General features: G+C 61.5%; 20 protein-coding genes and 1 tRNA gene. 10 read left to right on the plus strand and 11 right to left on the minus strand.

The genetic code is table 11. The features are described 5' to 3' along the window. The first annotated feature begins 3 nt into the window (after positions 1-3). Positions 4-480: a copper chaperone PCu(A)C gene (locus BLR92_RS19085; RefSeq protein ID WP_217636615.1), complete on the plus strand. Its 477-nt coding sequence runs from the start codon at positions 4-6 to the stop codon at positions 478-480. Positions 481-491: 11 nt separating this feature from the next. On the opposite strand, the gene BLR92_RS19090 is transcribed toward BLR92_RS19085, so the two are convergent. From BLR92_RS19090 to BLR92_RS19105, 4 genes are all read right to left on the minus strand, one after another. After that, a complete protein-coding gene (locus BLR92_RS19090; protein WP_089730880.1) occupies positions 492-1,100 on the minus strand; it encodes a LysE family translocator in 609 nt (202 codons plus the stop codon). Between the two features lie 7 nt (positions 1,101-1,107). Then, the gene (locus tag BLR92_RS19095) at positions 1,108-1,554 is read right to left on the minus strand and encodes a DUF2501 domain-containing protein (RefSeq protein WP_089730881.1); all 447 of its coding nucleotides are present in this window, start codon (positions 1,552-1,554) and stop codon (positions 1,108-1,110) included. Positions 1,555-1,629: 75 nt separating this feature from the next. Further along, the gene (gene rnk / locus BLR92_RS19100; RefSeq protein ID WP_089730882.1) at positions 1,630-2,040 is read right to left on the minus strand and encodes a nucleoside diphosphate kinase regulator; all 411 of its coding nucleotides are present in this window, start codon (positions 2,038-2,040) and stop codon (positions 1,630-1,632) included. A 232-nt stretch (positions 2,041-2,272) separates the two neighbouring features. Beyond that, positions 2,273-2,812, minus strand: coding sequence for a PRC-barrel domain-containing protein (locus tag BLR92_RS19105; RefSeq protein WP_089730883.1), 540 nt, complete (start codon positions 2,810-2,812; stop codon positions 2,273-2,275). A gap of 438 nt (positions 2,813-3,250) precedes the next feature. Between BLR92_RS19105 and BLR92_RS19795 the strand changes: the two genes are divergently transcribed. Further along, entirely contained in the window at positions 3,251-3,406 is a 156-nt protein-coding gene (locus BLR92_RS19795; RefSeq protein WP_175488857.1) for a hypothetical protein, read from the plus strand. Positions 3,407-3,525: 119 nt separating this feature from the next. Next, entirely contained in the window at positions 3,526-4,878 is a 1,353-nt protein-coding gene (gene gdhA / locus BLR92_RS19110) for an NADP-specific glutamate dehydrogenase (RefSeq protein ID WP_089730884.1), read from the plus strand. 57 nt (positions 4,879-4,935) lie between these two features. Here gdhA and BLR92_RS19115 read toward each other — a convergent pair whose 3' ends face one another. The 4 genes from BLR92_RS19115 to BLR92_RS19130 form a co-directional block, all read right to left on the minus strand. Further along, positions 4,936-5,610 (minus strand): metallophosphoesterase, encoded by a 675-nt coding sequence (locus tag BLR92_RS19115; protein WP_089730885.1) that lies wholly within the window; start codon positions 5,608-5,610, stop codon positions 4,936-4,938. A 45-nt stretch (positions 5,611-5,655) separates the two neighbouring features. Then, positions 5,656-5,907 carry a HigA family addiction module antitoxin gene (locus tag BLR92_RS19120; RefSeq protein ID WP_340148227.1) on the minus strand — a complete coding sequence of 84 codons (252 nt, stop codon included), beginning with the start codon at positions 5,905-5,907 and terminating at the stop codon, positions 5,656-5,658. Positions 5,908-5,980: 73 nt separating this feature from the next. Further along, positions 5,981-6,871 (minus strand): methylenetetrahydrofolate reductase, encoded by an 891-nt coding sequence (locus BLR92_RS19125; RefSeq protein ID WP_089730887.1) that lies wholly within the window; start codon positions 6,869-6,871, stop codon positions 5,981-5,983. 15 nt (positions 6,872-6,886) lie between these two features. Next, positions 6,887-8,083 (minus strand): glycine cleavage T C-terminal barrel domain-containing protein, encoded by a 1,197-nt coding sequence (locus tag BLR92_RS19130; protein WP_089730888.1) that lies wholly within the window; start codon positions 8,081-8,083, stop codon positions 6,887-6,889. A 236-nt stretch (positions 8,084-8,319) separates the two neighbouring features. On the opposite strand from BLR92_RS19130, the gene BLR92_RS19135 reads away from it, so the two are divergent. Continuing rightward, positions 8,320-10,887, plus strand: a complete 2,568-nt coding sequence (locus BLR92_RS19135; RefSeq protein ID WP_089730889.1) for a GcvT family protein — start codon at positions 8,320-8,322, stop codon at positions 10,885-10,887. Here BLR92_RS19135 and BLR92_RS19140 read toward each other — a convergent pair. Next, positions 10,884-11,951 carry a GlxA family transcriptional regulator gene (locus tag BLR92_RS19140; protein WP_089730890.1) on the minus strand — a complete coding sequence of 356 codons (1,068 nt, stop codon included), beginning with the start codon at positions 11,949-11,951 and terminating at the stop codon, positions 10,884-10,886. The genes BLR92_RS19135 and BLR92_RS19140 overlap by 4 nt on opposite strands. A 188-nt stretch (positions 11,952-12,139) precedes the next feature. Here BLR92_RS19140 and BLR92_RS19145 point away from each other — a divergent pair, with 188 nt between their 5' ends. After that, on the plus strand, positions 12,140-13,867 hold the full coding sequence (locus BLR92_RS19145; protein WP_089730891.1) for a formate--tetrahydrofolate ligase: 1,728 nt from the start codon (positions 12,140-12,142) through the stop codon (positions 13,865-13,867). Between the two features lie 249 nt (positions 13,868-14,116). Here the strand turns inward: BLR92_RS19145 and BLR92_RS19150 are convergent. Continuing rightward, a tRNA-Leu gene (locus BLR92_RS19150) sits at positions 14,117-14,203 on the minus strand. Between the two features lie 160 nt (positions 14,204-14,363). On the opposite strand from BLR92_RS19150, the gene queA reads away from it, so the two are divergent. The 5 genes from queA to secF all read left to right on the plus strand — a co-directional run bounded on the left by queA (position 14,364) and on the right by secF (position 19,818). Next, the gene (gene queA / locus BLR92_RS19155; RefSeq protein WP_089730892.1) at positions 14,364-15,410 is read left to right on the plus strand and encodes a tRNA preQ1(34) S-adenosylmethionine ribosyltransferase-isomerase QueA; all 1,047 of its coding nucleotides are present in this window, start codon (positions 14,364-14,366) and stop codon (positions 15,408-15,410) included. 33 nt (positions 15,411-15,443) lie between these two features. Next, positions 15,444-16,562, plus strand: a complete 1,119-nt coding sequence (gene tgt / locus BLR92_RS19160; RefSeq protein ID WP_089730897.1) for a tRNA guanosine(34) transglycosylase Tgt — start codon at positions 15,444-15,446, stop codon at positions 16,560-16,562. 87 nt (positions 16,563-16,649) lie between these two features. Further along, positions 16,650-16,979, plus strand: a complete 330-nt coding sequence (gene yajC / locus BLR92_RS19165; protein WP_089730893.1) for a preprotein translocase subunit YajC — start codon at positions 16,650-16,652, stop codon at positions 16,977-16,979. A gap of 70 nt (positions 16,980-17,049) precedes the next feature. Continuing rightward, positions 17,050-18,897 carry a protein translocase subunit SecD gene (gene secD / locus BLR92_RS19170; protein ID WP_089730894.1) on the plus strand — a complete coding sequence of 616 codons (1,848 nt, stop codon included), beginning with the start codon at positions 17,050-17,052 and terminating at the stop codon, positions 18,895-18,897. Positions 18,898-18,909: 12 nt separating this feature from the next. After that, a complete protein-coding gene (gene secF / locus BLR92_RS19175) occupies positions 18,910-19,818 on the plus strand; it encodes a protein translocase subunit SecF (protein ID WP_089730895.1) in 909 nt (302 codons plus the stop codon). Positions 19,819-19,937: 119 nt separating this feature from the next. On the opposite strand, the gene BLR92_RS19180 is transcribed toward secF, so the two are convergent. After that, positions 19,938-20,243: IS3 family transposase (locus BLR92_RS19180; protein WP_139171627.1), on the minus strand; the 306-nt coding region annotated here is incomplete at its 5' end.

A 20,243-nucleotide genomic window follows, 5' to 3' on the forward strand; every position in this document is an offset into this window, starting at 1 on the left:
GATATGCCGCGTCTGCTTGCCCTATCGCTACTCGCAGCGCTTCTTCTAGCGCCCGCCGCCCAGGCCCACGAGGTCAACGATAACGGAGTGCGCATCGCCCACCCGTTCGCCACGCCGACCCCGCCGGGGGCACCCAGCGGAGCCGCCTATCTGGATATCAGCGCCGAGGGCGATTCGGTCAGCCTGGTGGGTGCCAGTTCACCGATCAGCGAAGCGGTAGAGATTCACGCCATGTCGATGGACAACGGCATCATGCGCATGCGTCGGCTAGAAAGCCTGGACGTGTCACCGGGTGTGACCGTGAAGATGCGTCCCGGTGGTGGCGCGCACTTCATGCTGATCGGGCTGAAAGACGCGCTGAAAGTCGGCGACAAATTCCCGCTGACGCTGGAATTCGCCAATCGTGGCAGCCTGGAAGTCGAAGTCCGAGTACAGCGAGCCGGTGCAGGCGTCTCCGCCGCCGACGGTCATCATCATTGACCGCAAGCGAGTTAGCCCAGCACAACCTGTAACGCCACGCCGATCAACAACACCCCGGTAACGCGGTTGATCCAGTGGGCGCGAGCCTGAAGCCAGGGCAGCACCGCCGAATGGGAAAGCGCCACCGCCACCAGCACGTACCAGGCGCCATCGATCAGCGTGGCGGTGGCGACGATCAGCGCCTTGGCATTCCAACCCATGTCGGCGCTCACGAATTGGCTGAGCAAAGCAACGAAAAACAGAATCAGCTTGGGATTGGCCAGCGCCACCAGCACACCGTCACGCGCGGCCTGGGCATGATTGGTCACCACCGCCCGAGCCTCCAGCGCGCCACCGCGCCCCGCGCGTAATGCCTTGACACCCAGCCACGCCAGGTAGGCCGCGCCGCCCCAGGTAATCAACGTGAACAGTAATGGCTGGTGAGTGATCACCGCGCCTAGCCCCCACACCGTCAGCAGCGCATAGAGCCCTACCCCGAGTGCGTGACTGACGCTCGCGATAACCCCCGGCGTGCGCCCGCCACCCAGCGTGTGACGCAGCACCATGGCCAGGCTCGGCCCCGGCGACATCGCCCCCATGGCGCAGACCGCCGCCAACGACAACCACAGTGACAGCGGCATCAGTCGGTCAACCCCCGAGAAACGATGATATGGCCTGATCGGCCACGGTATTGCAGACCTTCTCGCCGACCTGATCCTTGACGCCGCCCAGACTGAAGCTCTTATCCCCCTCGCCTTGCAGAATACCGCTTAGCCCTTGCTGATAAGCGCTATCCTGGGAAGCTTCCTGCTGCCCGCCTATCTGTTCCATTAGCCTATCCTTGGCCATCTCGGTGGCACTCGAGGTATAGCCCTGCTCCTGGCAGTAACCGAGTACGCCAGCCACGTTTTCCATGCTGCCGAGAGAAAACGAGCCGGACCCAAGCGAACCGAGAAACGAAGCGCCCGATGCACTTTCGGAGCCACCGGAGAAGAGATCGCCGGCGCTCTCCTTGAGGCTATCCAGGCTCTGCGCCGAGGCCGTGGTCGTCATGGCAAACAACATGGCCAGCATGGCTGAATGACGGATGTTCATTGATCGTCTCCTTACGACGTGGGTGCCAGGATAAGTTAGTTCGGCCCCGCTTCCGGCGTCCAATCGCGGCCCACCTCAGCGATGATATTGCTGGGCGGCTTCGGGCTGCCAGAGAATCGCATCGACGCGCAGGTGCGTGGTGCGCCCATCCGGCAGCGTCCAGTCGATCGTATCGCCGGCGCGCAAACCGAGTAGCGCCGCACCGACCGGCGCCATCACCGACAAGCCATCCTCGGTATCGGCCAGCGCATGTGGATAGACCAGCGTACGCGTCAACTCGCTGTTACGCGTCAACTCGGTGAAGCGCACCTGGCTATTCATGCTGACGACATCGACAGGCATTTCCTCGGGTTCGACCACCTCGGCGCGTTCCAGCTCGATTTCGAGTGCTTCGGCTACGGCGTAGTCCTTTTCCGTGGCGCCGTCGATCAGCCGCTGTAAACGTTCGGCATCCAGCCGACTAAGGATAATCACGGGACGTTGCATAGAGTCTCCCTCTCTGTAGTACCCAGGAAAATTCTGTATTCATCAGAATTAACCAGAAAAAAACAGTCCTTCGCCTGCGAGAGGCGAAGGACTGCGGTCATGCTCGATGATAAGCGCTTATGAGAGCGACGGTAAGACACAAAATATACGACTAAAGTAGTACATCTCACTGCCACTCAAAACGATCAATACGCCATCGGCACAAGAGCTTTCATTAATTTGACGATTCGCGTTATTGATTAGCCTGCTCGGGCGATTGCCCAACTTGCTGCTTTTGCTTTTCGAGTTGCTCCTTCCTGCGCTGCTCGGCTTGCTGCTTCTCCTCCGTCTTGAATTCCGGGGCCTTCTCAAGCGCGGCTCTGTCGAGGGTCGTTCTTACCTGATAATTGGCCTCGCCCTCGGCACTGGTAATTTCGACGGCCCCCCAATCGAGCGCGACGTGCTTCTCGCCGATGCCAAGAAAACCGCCGACACCGACGATGATGCCTTCGACTTGCCCCTGTTTGCTCAGTAAAAGGCCATCGATCGTGCCGATCTCTTCATCCGACGCATTGACGACGGCGCTACCGACGAGTTGGGCGGAGCGCACCTGCTCGCCGGACTGCTCTTCCACTACCTCCTCGGGGGCAGCCTGGGACTTACCCGACTTTGCTTGATCCGCTTTGGCCTGCTGCTGCGAATCGTCGGTTGCAGGCTGGGAATTGGATTCCTGCGCCAAGGCCATGACCGGAATCAGCAGAACGCAGAACAGTAGGACTTGGGACTTTTTCATGGGACTTCTCCCTTAGGCCAGCATTCAAAAGATGGGAAGCGAAGCGAACGATCCTTCTATCCGTAACGGGTACGGTTCCCCTCCCTTACTATCGGCCTATATTAGAAATCGCAAAACGTCAAGTTTCGCCAAATAGCGCACGAACCGACCATGGCGAAGCAAGGGTCATATGGGGTTGGAGCGACCAATCGGGCAAAAAAATCCCGGCGCCGTTAGGCAGCCGGGTAAAAGGAAACTCTGACTTAGCCTCATCTATTTTACCGATCGCCGCACCCTGCAAAACCGCGAAAAGGGCCTGTTAAGGTAGTTACTTGTATAGCAAAGGCTATTTTAGCGTGCCTGGTGAATAACGAGCGAAGCCGCACAACTTGACCCCGCGACCGATTGCCTCCATATGATTAGATGAAAGCAGCGGACCGAACAGGCCAGGAGAATACGATGAAACGAATTATCGGCGCGGCAGTCGCCAACTGGCTAAGAAAGCCGGAGAACCGCGAGAAGGCCAAGCGCACGGCCAAGCAGTTTTGGAGCAAATACCAGAACCGCAAGAATACCCCAGGGAACAAGCCGGGCAACAACGATCCCCGGAAATGACTACGTCATTACCATTTCGCATGCGCCATGCCTTTGCTGCATAATGTGGCACTAACTTCTGTGGGTGCACCATTTCTGGGCATCGCTTCACACTGGCTTTGGCAAAGGCGACCTCACTTATGTCCTACGTTCACAATACGCTTGTACAGCTACAGCAGAGCAGTCCGGCACAAGTCGAATTCTATCAGGCCGCCGAAGAGGTGCTCGATTGTCTAAGCCCCTTGCTTGAGCTTAATCCGCACTACCATGATCACAGCATCATCGAGCGTATCGTCGAGCCAGAGCGTCAAATCATGTTTCGTGTCAGTTGGGTCGACGACCAGGGCAAGGTCCGGGTCAACAAGGGTTACCGCATCCAGTTCAACTCGGCACTCGGCCCCTATAAGGGTGGGCTACGTTTCCACCCCAGCGTCAACGCCAGCATTATCAAGTTCCTGGGTTTCGAGCAGATATTCAAGAATGCACTAACCGGCTTGCCCATTGGCGGCGGCAAGGGCGGCTCGAACTTCGACCCCAAGGGCAAGTCGGATGGCGAGATCATGCGCTTCTGTCAGGCGTTCATGTCCGAGCTCTATCGGCATATCGGTCCGACGACCGACGTACCGGCGGGCGATATCGGGGTCGGCGCACGCGAAATTGGCTATCTATATGGCCAGTACAAGCGCCTTACCGGCCGCTACGAAGGGATTCTCACCGGCAAAGGGTTGAACTGGGGCGGCTCCCTGGGGCGCAAGGAAGCCACCGGCTATGGTGCCGTTTACTTCGCACGGAATATGCTCAAGGCACGTGGCGACGATATCGTCGGCAAGACCTGCCTGGTTTCCGGTGCTGGAAACGTCGCCATCTACACCATCGAGAAACTATACCAGCTAGGCGCCCTACCGATTACATGCTCGGATTCCCAAGGCACGATCCATCACTCGCAAGGCATTAACCTCGGCACTCTCAAGCTGCTCAAGGAAGTCAAACGCTGCTCGCTTCGCGAGTATGTCGAGCACCATCCAGAGGCAACCTACATCGAAGCTCCGAGTTACCCACAGAATGGCCATGCCGTGTGGCGTTTCAAAGCACAGCTTGCCTTCCCCTGCGCGACTCAAAATGAGCTGACTGAACTGGATGCTGCGGCCATGCTCGACAATGGCATTTATTGTGTCAGCGAGGGGGCCAACATGCCATCTACCGCCGACGCCGTAAATCGCCTGCTTGAAGCCAAAATAGCCTATGGTCCCGGCAAGGCCGCCAATGCCGGCGGCGTCGCCACGAGCCAGCTGGAAATGGCCCAAAACAGCAGCATGCAGCAATGGTCCCTGGAAGAGGTCGACACCAAACTCCAGGTCATCATGGCTAATATCCACCGACACTGTGCCGAGGCGGCCACTGAGTTCGAGCAGCCGCATAATCTGGTATTGGGAGCCAATATCGCCGGCTTCCGCAAGGTTGCCGATACCATGATCGAGCAGGGAGTTTACTGAACGACGCCCAGCCCTCCCGCGCGGGAGGGCCGAGTACGCGCCAGTTCATGCCCGGCCCTACTTGACCATCGCGAGTACCTCTTCAAGCGAAACCAGGGTGAGATACCCGCCGCTTTTGGAGGCAAAGGCACCGGTGTCGATGAATACCACGTTGCCGAGTACCTTGTGCGCCTCGAGAATCGTGTGTCCGACCACCACGGCATCAATACCGGAAACGGGTGTCTCGTCCGCGTTGGCGATACGGCTGCGCGACCACAGCATATCCTGCACCCCGGCTTCATCAGCCGTATACACATCGCGCCAAGCGGCCGGCGGCTGGGCGTGAACGATACCCACCCGACTGCCGGCGACCTCGACTTCCATCACATAGGGCATCCGCTCCAGGGCATCCGCAAGAACCACACGAACGTCGCCGGCCTGCTCGCCCAGGAACCAGCTGCCGCCATTCATCAGCCATGAATCCATGCCTCGCGGAGAAGGATGGAGCAGCGCCTTGCGCGCCAACTCTTCATGGTTGCCACGCACGGCGTGGAACCAGGGCTCATGAACCAAATTCAGGCAGTCGAGGGAGCGCGGCCCCCGGTCGATCAGGTCGCCGACGCTGAACAGCCGGTCACGTGCTTGATCGAAGCCAACGCTGCGCATGGCCTGCATGAGCTGGTCATAGCAACCATGAATATCGCCGACGACGTAATCGCTACCACTCCTGTTCTCAGCGTAGGTCTTGACCATGGATGGACCGCTCCGGGTTTGCCGGGGCTGTCCGGCTCTTTACCCTCACCCCAGCGGGACAACCGGTGCGCGCGGGCGCAACGAGGCTTGCCACAGCTCATGCTTTAGCTGCATTTCAAGCCACATCTCGGCGCTGGTGCCCAGTGCCTGCTCCAAGCGTAGCGCCATACCGGCGCTGCCGTTGAGAATCCGCAAAAGCGCGGCGCGCGTGACGCCAAGGCGCAAGGCCGCCTCGGTAACCGTAATATCGCTGAGGTACTCACGCAGCACGGCACCGGGATGTGCAGGGTTATGCATGCGAGTCATACACTCAAAATCAGTGGCCAGATTCACTATGCCACTACAAAGGTCCGCTCACCACAACATGGCCCTACTTGCAGGGCACTCTCTTCGCCTCTGGGGACGATGTAAGCTGCCGATCGCCCAACTCTTCCAGCCAGTTGCGGGTGGCGGCGACCTGATTGAAGGTATAGACATGCAGCCCGGCAAAGCCGCTGACAGAATCGCCCAATCTCGCCCCCAACTCGTCAACCAGGGCGTCGGGGCGATAGGCGAGGGGTCCCAACAAGCGGCTCATTCGCCCCGATTGGCGTCGCAACGCCTGCACCGAAGACCCAATCCCCAGGCGTAGGGCAATGCCCAGCAGGCGCTTGCGCTCGATCACTCCGGGTACGCCGGCATGCACCGGCAACCGCAGACCGAGGCGCGCCTGCCAATCGCGCCAGTCCAGCAGTGGTCGCGCCTCGAAGCACAGTTGAGTGACGGCATAGTCGGCGAGCGCTGCCTTGGCCTCCAGGTCCTGCTGCAGACAGGGCGCCTCGATACGATGATGGCCTTCGGGGTACGCGGGCACCCCAATGCGCACAGGGCGCAAGGCCAGTCCGGCCATGGCCTCCAACAGCGCCAGCCCATGGGGATAATCCCCTACCGCTCGCGGTACATCACCGCCCACCACGAAAACATCCTCGATACCCAGCGCCTCCACACGCTGGAGCAGACGCTTCAGATGGCCATGGTTGCGCACCAGACGCGCGGCGAGATGTGGCACCACCCGGAAGCCCTCCCCGACAAGCCACTCGGTAGCCTCAAGGGTCCGTTCAAGACCGTGGCGCGGCGAGCAGGTCACCGTCACCACGGCTCCCTCGGGCAGTTCACGGGCGGCTTTCCGCAGGCCGGAGATCGGCAACAACTCGAAGCGGATCGCCAACCGAGCGGAAGACTCAAGGGCTGCTGTCAAAGCAGCACGATTGATGTCATTCATGGCGTCTCCACCGGCTCAGGCCTTGGGGATTTCCTTACTGGGATCGTGGAAGGGCTTGGCTACCACCAGCGCATCCTGTGGGCCGGTATTGGCCTCGATGCGTAACGGCGTACCCAGCTCGGCATATTCCACCGGCACCATGGCATAGCCGATGTTGCGCTCCTGACGTGGTGAGCGGGTCGCCGAGGTGACCTGACCGATGCGTTTACCATCGGGGGTCAATACCGCAAAGACATCGATCATCGAGCCGTCGGTGAAGTAGCCGACACTGGGACCATCGATCTCCACCCCGACCAGTTTGCGCGATACCCCCTCAGCTTTGATCCGCTCGAGGGCGCTCCGACCGATGAAATCATCATCGCCGCGCAGGTCGACCATCCAGTCATAGCCCATACCGACCTCGAAGGGATTGGTGTCGTACCAGATGTCACAACCGAAGGCGAGGATACCGCCTTCGATGCGGCGAATATGGCAGGGGCCGATCACCTGCATGCCGTGAGGACGCCCGGCCTCGAAGACCCGCTGCCAGAGCGCCTCGCCGTGGAGGCTGGCGTCGCGCAGGTAGATCTCATAGCCGATCTCGCCGGAGTAACCTGTACGCGAGACCACAACCGACATGCTATCGAGCTCGGCCTCCATCAGGTGATAGTAGGGCATCGCCAGCACTGCCTCGCCGAACAGATCGACCATCACCGCCTTGGCTGCGGGCCCCTGTACCTGAACCGGCGCCACATCCACTTCCTGGATGGTGACATCAAGACCGGACTGCCAGGCCAGGCCACGGCACCACAGCAGGATGTCGCTGTCGGCCAGCGACAACCAGAAGCGGTTCTCCTCGATACGCAACAACACTGGGTCATTGAGAATGCCGCCGTCAGGGCCGGTCACGAACACGTACTTGCACTGCCCCACCTGGCACTGGCGCATATCGCGGGGTACCAGCCGCTGGATGAAGGTGAAGGCATCGGGGCCACTGATCTCGATCTGGCGCTCCACTCCCACGTCCCACAGCGTCACCCCCTGCACCAGAGCCCAGTATTCATCCACCGGATCGGTGTAGAGACGCGGATGGTAGTGATGGTTGTAGACGCTGTACTTGCGTACCCCATGACGGCGTGACGCATGAAAGAACGGCGACTTGCGGATGCGTGGATACAGCAGGATTTCCGGCGCCGCCGGGGGGTGCTGGATGTCTTCGATGGCAGGGTTCATGACCGCCTCCTCCACTATCTCGATGCCGGTGAGCGGCCTCCATCGGCCACTCTTGAGTTCGACACTAGACCGGCCTGCCACAGTGCATCTCGCTGTGGACGTCGAGCTTTTTGGTGTGGGCGACAGCTTTCCGCCTCCCTGTCGTCGCGAGGCAAGGGGACGTCGCCGCGGGATAGCGTGCCCCACTACCCCTGCCCTATCCTGCGGAAGTGCGATCGGCTCCCGGGAGGACGGCCATGGCGACCCAACCCTCGCAAGCGGACGCGGTGATCATTGGCCTGGGCGGCATTGTCGGCGCCTCGGTGGCTCACCACCTGATCGAGCGAGGCTGGACCAACCTGGTGGGCCTCGACGCTTCCGCGATTCCCACCGACGTCGGCTCCACTGCCCACGCCTCCGATTTCTGCTTCATGACTTCGCACGACCGCATGGCGTGCTACACCACCACCTACAGTCGCCAATTCTACGAGTCGATGGGGCACTATCACCGGGTCGGAGGCGTAGAGATCGCGCGAGTCGGTGACGAGGCGCGTTTCGCCGAACTCCAGCGCAAGGTCGCCTCGGGCAGGGCCTTCGGCACCAATGTCAGCATGATCGATGCTGACGAAGTGGTGGAATGTTTCCCGCTCCTCGAACGTGAACTGGTGCTGGGGGGTATGTGGGACCCCGACGCCGGTCTGGTGGTACCCCGTTCGCAGCGAGTGGCCGGCACACTGATCGAACGTGCGCTGGAAAGCGGTCATCTGCGTGCCTTCGCCGATACGCCCGTGCAGGACATCGACGTCCAGGCCGGTCGGGTATGCGGTGTCCACACTGCCAGGGGATATATCGCCACGCCGGTGGTGATCCTCGCCTGCGGCATCTGGGGTCCCCTACCAGCGGCCATGGCCGGGGTGGCGCTGCCACTGATGCCGGTGGAACACCCGCTGATGTTCTTCGGCCCCTTCGACACTTTCGCCGGTACCGGCAAGGAGATCGGTTACCCGTTGATGCGTGACCAGGGAAATTCCGCCTATATGCGCGACACCGGCGACCCCACCTCCACCGAAGGGGGGATGCTGGAATGGGGCTACTACGAGACCACCCAGCCTCGCCTGGTTCACCCTCACGACATCCTTCCACGGGATCAGGCTCGGCTCTCTCCTTCGATGCGCGATCTGGAGGTCGATCAGATCGCCGAGCCCTTCGAGCGAGGCGTGGAACTCACGCCACTGCTCGGCGAACTGGGCTGGGATGAGAAGCACTCCTTCAACGGCCTGCTCTCGGTCACCTCGGACGGTGGCTCGCTGATAGGCGAGGCATCGGAAACCCGTGGCCTGTGGTGCTGCGAAGCGGTGTGGGTCAAGGACGGCCCGGGCATGGGCAAGATACTCGCTGACTGGATCACCGACGGGCGTCCGGCCATGGATCCCTGCGGTATCGACATTGCCCGTTTCTATCCCGTGCAGAAAACGCCGCATCACGTGTATGGCCGCTGCCTGGAGATCGCCCGCAAGATCTACGATCCACCGGTGCATCCTCGCGAGCCTTTCGAGAGCGGGCGCAACCTGAGACGTAGCCCCTTCTGGCCTCGGGAGAACGAACTCGGGGGCTATTTCATGGAGGCCGCGGGCTGGGAACGAGCCCACGGTTACGCCAGCAACGAAACCCGGCTGGCACACTATCTCGAGCAGGTTCCCGAACGTCCGGTGGAGTGGGATAGCCGTCACTTCTGGCGAGTCTCGAATGCCGAGCAACTGGCGCTCAGCGATGACGTGGGAATGATCAATCTGTCCCATTTCGCCATTTTCGATATCTCCGGCCACGACACCGAAGCACTGCTGGAACGCTTGTCGGTGGCGAGGGTGGGCGGTGACACTCCTCTCGGCAAGGGGGTATATACCCACTTTCTCGATGCCTTCGGCGGTGTCCACTCGGACCTGACCATCGTCCGTCTGGCCGCAGACACCTACCGGGTCATCTGCGGTGGAGACACCGGACACCGTGACCTGATGTGGATCACTCGTCAGGCCGAGGCCTTCGGGCTGACCCGTTGGCACCTGGAAGACCGCACCGATAGCCTGGCCACGCTGGGCCTGTGGGGCCCCAATGCCCGGCGTACATTGCAGGCACTAGCCGACGATCCCGAGGGGCTGAGCGACGAGCACTTTCCCTTCGCCACTGCCCGGGAAATCCGTGTACGAGGTCTACCGGTGTGGGCCTTTCGCATCTCCTATGTGGGGGAACAAGGCTGGGAGCTTTACGTGCCCTTCAGCTACGGCCTGACACTCTGGGACATGCTGTTCGAGGCCGGAGTTCCGCCGGTAGGCATCGAGACCTATGCCAACAGCCGCCGCCTGGAGAAGAGCTTGCGGCTACAGAATGTCGACCTGCTCACCGACTACAACCTGGTTGAAGCGGGCCTCGCCAGACCCAGGGTCAAGGCCGTCGATTTCCATGGCAAGACCGCCTATCTGGAGCAGCGTGCCCGTGACCGCCAGCCGGCTTATCTGTGTACGCTGGTGATGGAGCAACATCTCGACGCCTCCGGCCAGGCTCGCTATCCCGTCGGCCAATCGCCCCTGCTTGACCCCGAAAGTGGCGAGGTTCCGGTGGATAGCCTTGGGCGGAGGTCCTATACCACCAGCATCGCCTATGGGCCCTCGCTAGGCCGCAACATCGCGCTGGGCTATCTGCCAGCCGACCATGCCGAGCAAGGGCGCACTCTGCTGCTGGAATATTTCGGCAAGCACTATCCACTCAGTGTCGCGGCGGTGGGCTATCGAGCGCTCTACGACGAGGAAAATTCCCGACCACGCAGCTAGTCACCGCAGGGAAGTGATTCACTCTCCCCCGTCCCGTCGAGCGGTGGCTCGCTTGCCTCTGGCGGCTCGACGAGATCTGCCTGGCGATCATGACGCCGCTTGCGCTCACTACTCGGCGAATGGCCGAAATAATCGTGATAACACTTGGTGAAGTGCGGGGGCGAAACGAAACCGCAGGCCATGGCCACCTCGGTAATCGGCATATGGGTCTGTGACAACAGCAGCCGTGCTCGGGCCAGGCGTAGCTCCAGATAGAACCTGAGCGGTGGACAGCCGACATAGCGCTGGAACAGCCGCTCCAGTTGACGCCGCGATAACCCAGCGTAACTGGCCAGTTCATCCAGTTCCAGCAGCTCCTGCAGATTGGCTTCCATCAGATTGGCCACCTCCTCCAGCTTGGGATGACTGTGGCCCAATCGCACCCGCAACGGAGTACGCTGACGATCCCCCACGCCACGAATGCGCTCGTGGATGAACTCTTCAGCGATCGACTCGGCCAGCGCCAGCCCCTGCTGGCGGCCAATCAGGTTGAGCATCATGTCCAGCGGCGCGATGCCTCCCGAACAGGTATAGCGGTCGCGATCCATGACAAACAGTTGCGAGGTGAAGGCCACACCGGGGAAGCGCTGAGCTTCATGGAGGCTAGAAATGTGTTCCCAGTGCAGGGTACAACGATAACCGTCGAGCAGCCCCGCTCGAGCCAGTACATAGCCACCGGTGCACACCGCCCCCAGAGGAATGCGCCGCTCGGCCAGGCGCTTGAGCCACGCCAGGGTCGCACGATCATCGTATCGCTGTACCTCGACGCCTCCGCATACCAGCAACAGGTCCAGGGCCGGCATCGGCTCCAGCGCCTGATCCACCGCGGTGGCCAGACCACTGCTGGCCTCCACAGCCGCACCATCGCGACTCACGAGATGCCAGGTATAGAGCGTACGATCGGCCAGATGGTTAGCCATGCGCAGCGGTTCCAGCGCCGAGGAGAAGGCGAGCTGGGAGAATCCCGGCAGCAGCAGGAAACCGATATCGTAGTGCCCCTTGGCCGGTATGGGGGGTGTCATCATACCTCCTTCCTCTTATGGGTGCCGACGGCTGCATCAGCGTCTCCACAGGCATAGACCATCCCTTCGGCCACTGCCACGGTTCCGTCATGTCGCTGTGCCCAAGGCCCCTGACGCCACCAGGCAAACCCCTATCTGGTGACGCGCAATACTGAGCCTGAAGACCCACTCCGTCCCGAGGAGGCACGCCGATGGCACCCCAGGCGACCGAACCGGCCCCAATCGGGGCAACCGACAATCTGAGTATTGCTCGGGCAGCAAGACTCTGGCCCATCGAGGAGATCGCGCACCAGCTGGGCCTACCCGGCGAGGCAGTGGAACCCTACGGCCGGGGAATCGCCAAACTCGACCTGTCGGCGATGGCGGCCCGCAACGGTCACCCGCGTGGACGCTACGTGGTGGTAACCTCGATGACCCCGACCCCACCCGGGGAAGGCAAGACCACCACCGCCATCGGCCTGGTGCAGGGCCTGCAGCGTCTCGGACACACCGCCACCGTGGCCCTACGCCAGCCTTCCATGGGGCCCACTCTGGGACTCAAGGGCGGAGCCACCGGCGGCGGCTACAGTCAGGTGCTGCCCATGGAACGCATCAACCTGCACCTGACCGGCGATCTCCATGCAGTGGGCGCAGCCCACAACCTGCTGGCCGCCATGGTGGATAATCATCTGCACCATCGCCTGACACCGGAGCTGGATCCTCGCGAGATCCACTGGCAAAGGGTCATCGATCTCAACGATCGAGCCCTGAGACACATCGTGCTGGGCCTTGGCGGACCCGGTGATGGCATGCCCCGCCAGGCGAGCTTCGAGATCACCGCCGCTTCGGAGGTCATGGCGGTACTGGCGCTGGCAGACTCACTCGCCGACCTGCGCCAACGACTGGGGCGTCTGGTGGTGGGTCTGGATCGCGAGGGAGAGGCCGTCACCGCCGAACAGGTCGGTGCTGCCGGCGCCATGACCGTGCTGCTCAAGGAAGCGCTCAAACCCAACCTGCTACAGACCCTGGAGCATGCTCCGGCACTGATCCATGCCGGGCCCTTCGGCAATATCGCCCATGGCAACTCCTCGATCATCGCCGACCACATCGGACTGTGCGCCAGTGACTTCCTGGTCACCGAGGCGGGATTCGGTGCCGACATGGGCGCCGAGCGCTTCTTCAACATCAAGTGCCGCGCTTCCGGCCTGACACCAGACGCCGCCGTGATAGTGGTCACGGTACGTGCCCTGAAGTACCACAGCGGCCGTCATCCGGTGGTCGCTGGCCAGTCCCTCCCCGCCTCGCTGCTGGCGGAGCATCCGGAAGAGGTCCACGAAGGCGGGGCCAATCTCCTCAAGCAGATCGATAATGTGCGCGCTCATGGACTCACTCCGGTGGTGGCAATCAATGCCTTCCCCGGCGACCATCCCAGCGAGTACGCAGCGATCCGTGATCTGGCGGCTTCAGTGGGCGTACGTGCCGAGGTCTCCACCCATGTAAGTGACGGTGGTAACGGGGCCCTGGCGTTGGCCGAGGCGGTGGCAGAAGCCACCGAAGCCGACAGGAATTTCGACTTTCTCTACCCTGACGAATTGCCCTTGGCGGCCAAGATCGAGCGCGTCGCGACCCGCATCTACGGTGCCGACGGCGTCGACTTCGCTCCCCAGGCTCGAGAGCGGCTGAACACTTGGCAGCGCCAGGGACACGGCAGCCTACCGGTATGCATCGCCAAGACCCACCTATCACTGTCCTCCGATCCGACACGGCTCGGTGCGCCTGGTGGGTGGCGCCTGCCGGTACGCGAGGTGCGTCTCTCCGCCGGGGCCGGGTTCGTCTACGCACTGGCCGGGGATATACGCACTCTGCCCGGATTCAGTACGTCACCGGCCGCCACCCGGATAGATATCGACGCAAACGGCGAAACCGTCAATCTCTACTGAGGCAGGTCAGATATGTCGGCGAATCCATCGACAGCGCCGTGATCGAGATTGGCGGAGGCCAGGGCGGCGGTGCTTGATGCCGTCGTCGGAGCCTTCGGTACGCGACGCGTGTCAACCATATGCGGGTATGCTGCTGGCATACAGCATATTCCCTATGCATACGCTCCGAAGGTGCGTAGACACAATGTTGACACTTGAGGTTTTGCTAAAAGAATCAAGCAAGAAAGGAACCGCTAAGCGCTTGATTTGTGGTGCCGGTGGGGAGACTCGAACTCCCACGCCTGTTACAGCGGCGGATTTTGAATCCGCTGCGTCTACCAATTCCGCCACACCGGCAGCGCGATGCATTATACGTAGACCGGGTCAGAGGTCAATCATGACATGGCGTTATACGCCTGACGCAGCGCCATGGAACGGGTATCCTATGCCGCCTGCCCGAATGGTTAAGCTTCGGGCTGCCCGTTTCCTGTCGTTATCGTAGCGAGCCGATACCCGAATGCAGCGCGCCGATTTCCATTTCGATCTACCCGACGAGTTGATCGCCCGTTACCCCTCCGAGCAGCGTAGCGATTGCCGCCTGCTGTGCGTGGATGGCGAGAGCGGCGCATTGGCGCACCGGCGTTTCGCCGATCTGCTCGAGTTGCTCGATCCCGGCGATCTGGTGGTATTCAACGATACCCGGGTGATCCCCGCGCGGCTGCATGGCCACAAGGCCAGCGGCGGGCGTGTGGAAATGCTGCTCGAGCGTCCGCTGGACGCACATAGAGGCTTGGCGCATATCCGCGCCAGCAAGTCGCCCAAGCCAGGCACCGAGCTTATCTTCGAAGGCGGCATCAACGCCGTGGTCGAGGGCCGAGTCGATGCGCTGTTCGAGTTGCGCTTTCTCGGCGATACACCGTTGATCGAGTTGCTCGAACGCCACGGCCATATGCCATTGCCGCCTTATATCACCCGCGAGGACGAACTCGCCGACCGCGAGCGCTACCAGACCGTTTACGCGCGTCGCGATGGCGCGGTGGCCGCGCCCACCGCCGGACTGCATTTCGACGAGCCGCTGATGGCGGCGATGCGCGAGCGTGGCATCGAGACCGCCTTCGTCACCCTGCATGTCGGCGCCGGTACCTTTCAGCCGGTACGTGTCGATAACATTCGCGAGCATCACATGCACAGTGAATGGATCGAGGTCGATGAAGCGGTGAGCGAGCAGGTACGCGCCGCCAGGGCACGTGGCAACAGAATAGTCGCGGTGGGCACCACCAGCGTGCGCTGCCTCGAGAGTGCCTGCCTGCACGACCCCGATGGCGAGATCGCCCCCTACAGCGGCGAAACCGATATTTTCATCTATCCGGGCTATCAATGGCGCTGTGTCGACGCGCTGGTGACCAACTTCCATCTGCCGGAATCGACGCTGTTGATGCTGGTGTCATCCTTCGCCGGCTACGACAACACGATGCACGCCTACCGCGCAGCCGTCGACGAGCGGTACAGTTTCTTCAGTTACGGCGATGCCATGTTCCTGACTCGCACCCCACAAGATTCCTGACTTTTCGAGAACCCCATGCGCAACGAATGCTTCATGAGTTTCGAGCGTCTGGCCAACGACGGGCGCGCCCGCCGAGGCCGGCTGAGCTTTCCTCGCGGTACGGTTGAAACCCCCGCGTTCATGCCGGTGGGCACTTACGGCACCGTCAAGGGCATGACGCCGCAAAGCGTCAAGGACATCGGCGCCGAGATCATCCTCGGCAATACGTTCCACCTGTGGCTGCGTCCCGGCGTCGAGGTGATCGAAGCGCATGGCGATCTACACGATTTCGCCCAGTGGGACAGACCGATTCTCACCGACTCCGGCGGCTTCCAGGTGTTCTCGCTGGGCGCGATGCGCAAGATCACCGAGCAGGGCGTGCATTTCCGCTCGCCGGTGGATGGCGCCAAGGTGTTCATGGGCCCCGAGGAATCGATGGCCGTGCAGCGCTCGCTGGGCTCGGACGTGGTGATGATCTTCGATGAGTGCACGCCCTACCCGGCCACCGAGGAAGAAGCGAAGCATTCGATGGAGCGTTCGCTGCGCTGGGCCGAACGTTCGCGTATCGCGCATGGCGACTCGCCTTCGGCACTGTTCGGCATCATCCAGGGCGGCATGTATCCTGAACTGCGTGAGCGCTCGCTCAAGGGCTTGCTGGAGACCGGCTTCGACGGCCTGGCGATCGGCGGGCTGTCGGTAGGCGAACCCAAGGAAGCGATGATCGAGGTGCTCGACTATTTGCCGACCTGGATGCCGGATGAGATGCCGCGCTACCTGATGGGCGTGGGCAAGCCCGAGGACCTGGTCGAGGGTGTGCGGCGTGGCATCGACATGTTCGACTGCGTGATGCCGACCCGCAACGCCCGCAATGGCCACCTGTTCAGCGCCGAAGGCACGGTCAAGATTCGCAACGCCAAGCATCGTCATGACACGCGCCCCATCGAGGAAGGCTGCGATTGCTATACCTGCCAGCACTTCTCGCGCGGCTATCTTCACCATCTGGATCGCTGCGGCGAAATGCTCGGCTCGATGCTCAACACCATCCACAATCTGCGCCATTACCAGCGTGTGATGAGCGGTTTGCGCGGTGCTATCGAAGCGGGTACATTGGCGAACTTCGTGGAAACGTTCTATGCGCGCCGTGACATGCCGGTACCCGACGCGCCGAGCTAACCGTTAGCAAGACCCGTTTATCGACCGGACGCCTGGCGTTCGGTTCTGCTTCGCAACCTCTGTAACCTGTCCGGGAGACGACAACCCATGCTGGATTTCTTCATTTCCGAGGCGCACGCCGAAGGCGGTGCGGCCGCGGGCGGCGGTATCGCTCAGATCGTCATGCTGGTCGGCTTCGTGCTGATCTTCTACTTCCTGCTGTGGCGTCCGCAATCCAAGCGCGCCAAGCAACACAAGCAGTTGATCGGCGGGCTCGCCAAGGGTGACGAAATCGTCATCGGCGGTGGCTTGATCGGACGCATTACCAAGGTAACCGACGACTTCATTTCCATGGAAATCGCCGAAGGCACCGAGGTCAACGTGCAGAAGAGCGCCGTGGCCGCGGTTCTGCCCAAGGGCACGCTGAAGTCTCTCTGATTTCCCTTTTTCGTTGCCGGTCGCTCGATCGGCAACGATTTTCCGCGTCAGCAACAAGGACAGGGCTTCCATGCTCAACCGTTACCCCCTGTGGAAGTATCTGCTGATACTTTGCGTGCTCGTCGCCGGCCTGATCTACGCGCTTCCCAACCTCTACCCCGAGGATCCGGCCATTCAGGTCAGCAGTTCCGGCGGCGCCACTCTGGAAGAAAGCCAGGTCGAACGCCTGCGAGATGCCCTCAGCGAGGCGGATATCGCCGTCAAGCGCGTCGAGAGCGATGACAACAGTGCGCTGTTTCGCCTGAAGAGCGACGACGATCAACTCGAGGCACGCGATATTGTCGCCGAGATGCTCGACGACGACTACACCGTGGCACTGAATCTGGCCGAGTCGACACCCGCCTGGCTCGAAAGCCTGGGTGCGGCGCCCATGAACCTGGGTCTCGACCTACGCGGTGGCGTGCATTTCGCGCTGCAAGTCGACATGCAGGCTGCGCTCACCCAGCGTCTCGAGGTCAACGCCAGCGCCATTCGCCAGCTCCTGCGCAGCGAAAACATCCGTTATCGCGATACCCAGGTCGAGGGCAACTCCCTGACGCTGGCCTTCGCCAACGCAGAGGATCGCAGCGAAGCGCGCGAGCTGATCGGCAATCAGTTCCCCGATTTCCAGTACGAGAATCGCGATGGCGGACAGACCGCCGTGCTGGCAATGAGCCTGACTCAGCAGCAAATCGACGAAATTCAGGATTACGCGATCAGCCAGAACATCACCACCCTGCGCAATCGTGTCAATGAGCTGGGTGTCGCCGAGGCGCTGGTCCAGCGCCAGGGCCCCGATCGCATCGTCGTCGAACTCCCCGGGGTTCAGGATACCGCCGCCGCCAAGCGCGTGGTCGGCGCCACCGCCAATCTGGAGTTCCGCCTCGCGGCACGCCCGGATACACCGGATTCCGAAACCGAGACCATCGCCTTTCGCAACGACGAATCGCGTACCGCCGAGGTAATGCGCGACGTCATCATCACCGGCGACAGCGTTTCCAGCGCCAGCACCAGCTTCGACGAGAACGGCCGACCGCAGGTCAACATCAACCTGGACGGTACCGGCGGCACGCTGATGAACAATGCCACCCGCTCGAATATCGGACGCGGCATGGCGGTCATCTATATCGATAACAAGACCCGCACGCGCATGGTGATGGAGGACGGCAAGCGGGTCGAAAAGCGTATTCCCTACGTCGAGCGCGGCATCATCAGCCTGGCAACCATTCAGAGCGCCTTGAGCAATCGCTTCCGTATCACGGGGCTGGACTCGCCCACCGAGGCCGACGAACTGGCTCTGCTGCTGCGCTCCGGGTCGCTGGCGGCGCCGATCTACTTCGTCGCCGAACGCACTATCGGACCCAGCCTGGGACAGGCCAATATCGAGCAAGGCGTTCTCTCGGTACAGATCGGCATGCTGCTGGTGGTGCTATTCATGCTGGTGCGCTATCGCGCCTTTGGCGTGGTTGCCAACCTGGCACTGATGACCAACCTGATTCTGCTGGTCGCGGCGATGTCGATGCTCGGCGCCACGCTGACCATGCCGGGCATCGCCGGTATCGTACTCACCCTGGGCATGGCGGTGGATGCCAACGTGCTGATCTTCGAGCGAATACGCGAGGAGATACGCGCCAAGTTGCCGATACAGCAGGCCATTCATGCCGGTTACGAGCGAGCCTTCACGTCGATTCTCGATGGCAACCTGACCACGCTGCTGGTCGCGGTGATTCTGTTCTCGATCGGCACCGGGCCGGTCAAGGGCTTCGCCGTGACCCTGTCCCTGGGCATCCTGACCTCGTTGTTCACCGGCATCATGGTGTCGCGGGCAATGGTCAACCTGAGCATCGGCGGCAAGCCGTTGAAGAAACTCTGGATTTAAGAGGCTAACGCGATGCGACAGTTCGATTTCATGGGCAAGCGCCGCCTGGCCTTCTTCGTCTCCGGGGCGCTGATACTGATCTCCGTGGCGGCGCTGCTGTTCCAGCAGCTCAACCTGGGCCTGGACTTCACCGGCGGCACCTTGGTGGAGGTGCGCTACGCTGCGCCCGTTGCGCTGGATACGATACGCCAATTGCTGGAAAGCGCCGGCTATCAGAACGTCTCGGTGCAGACCTTTGGCGCCACCACCGATGTGCTGGTGCGCCTGCAGCAAGCGTTCGACCCCGCCGTCGGTGAGCAGGTGATACAGGCCCTGCGCCAGGGTGGTGAGAGCGTCGACCTGATACGCGCCGAGTTCGTCGGTTCGCAGGTCGGCGACCAGCTACGCGACCAGAGCGGCCTGGGCATGCTGGTGGCAATGGCCGGGGTGGCGCTCTACGTAGCGATTCGCTTTCAATACAAGTTTGCCATCGGCGCGCTGGTGGCGCTGGTTCACGACGTCATCATCGTGCTCGGCGTGTTTTCGATATTCCAGCTCGATTTCGATTTGACCGCGCTGGCGGCGGTACTCGCGGTGATCGGCTACTCATTGAACGATACCATCATCATCTTCGACCGCATCCGCGAGAACATTCGCAAGTCGCGTAGCGAAGACATGCCGATGATCTTCAACGAAGCCATCAACCAGACCCTGGCCCGCACCCTGGCGACATCGGGCACCACCTTGCTGGTGTTGCTGGCGCTATTGCTGCTTGGCGGCGACACCATTCACAATTTCGCCCTGGCGCTGATCATCGGTGTCGGCATTGGTACCTTCTCGTCGATCTATGTCGCCTCGGCGCTGTTGCTGGTGATCGGTTTCAGGCGCGAGGACATGATTCCGGCACCCAAGGAAAATGCCGAGGAAGATGAGCTGCCTTGACCGAGCTCGAAGCTCGAAGCTCGAAGCTCGAAGCTCGAAGCTCGAAGCTCGACGGAGCATAACTAGAACCGCCCCCATGGCCATGCCATGAACTGACCCCCAATAGTTGGACGGTTCATTTAGCCGGCGCTCAAGGCCTGAGTCCTGTACTGTACGGGGCTCAGGCCTTTTAGCTTCACCTTGATGCGTTCGTGGTTGTAGTAATGGATGTACTGGTCGAGGCCCTGCTGCAACTGCCCAATGGTGTCGAATCGGTGCAAATGGAAGTACTCGGCCTTCAGGGTGCCGAAGAAACTCTCCATCGCGGCATTGTCCAGGCAGTTGCCCTTGCGTGACATGCTCTGGGTCAGCGCCTGTCCTGCCAACAGGGCACGATAGGCGGGATGCTGGTAATGCCATCCCTGATCAGAATGCAGCAGTGGCCG

Source organism: Modicisalibacter muralis, assembly GCF_900102945.1.
GTDB lineage: Bacteria > Pseudomonadota > Gammaproteobacteria > Pseudomonadales > Halomonadaceae > Modicisalibacter > Modicisalibacter muralis.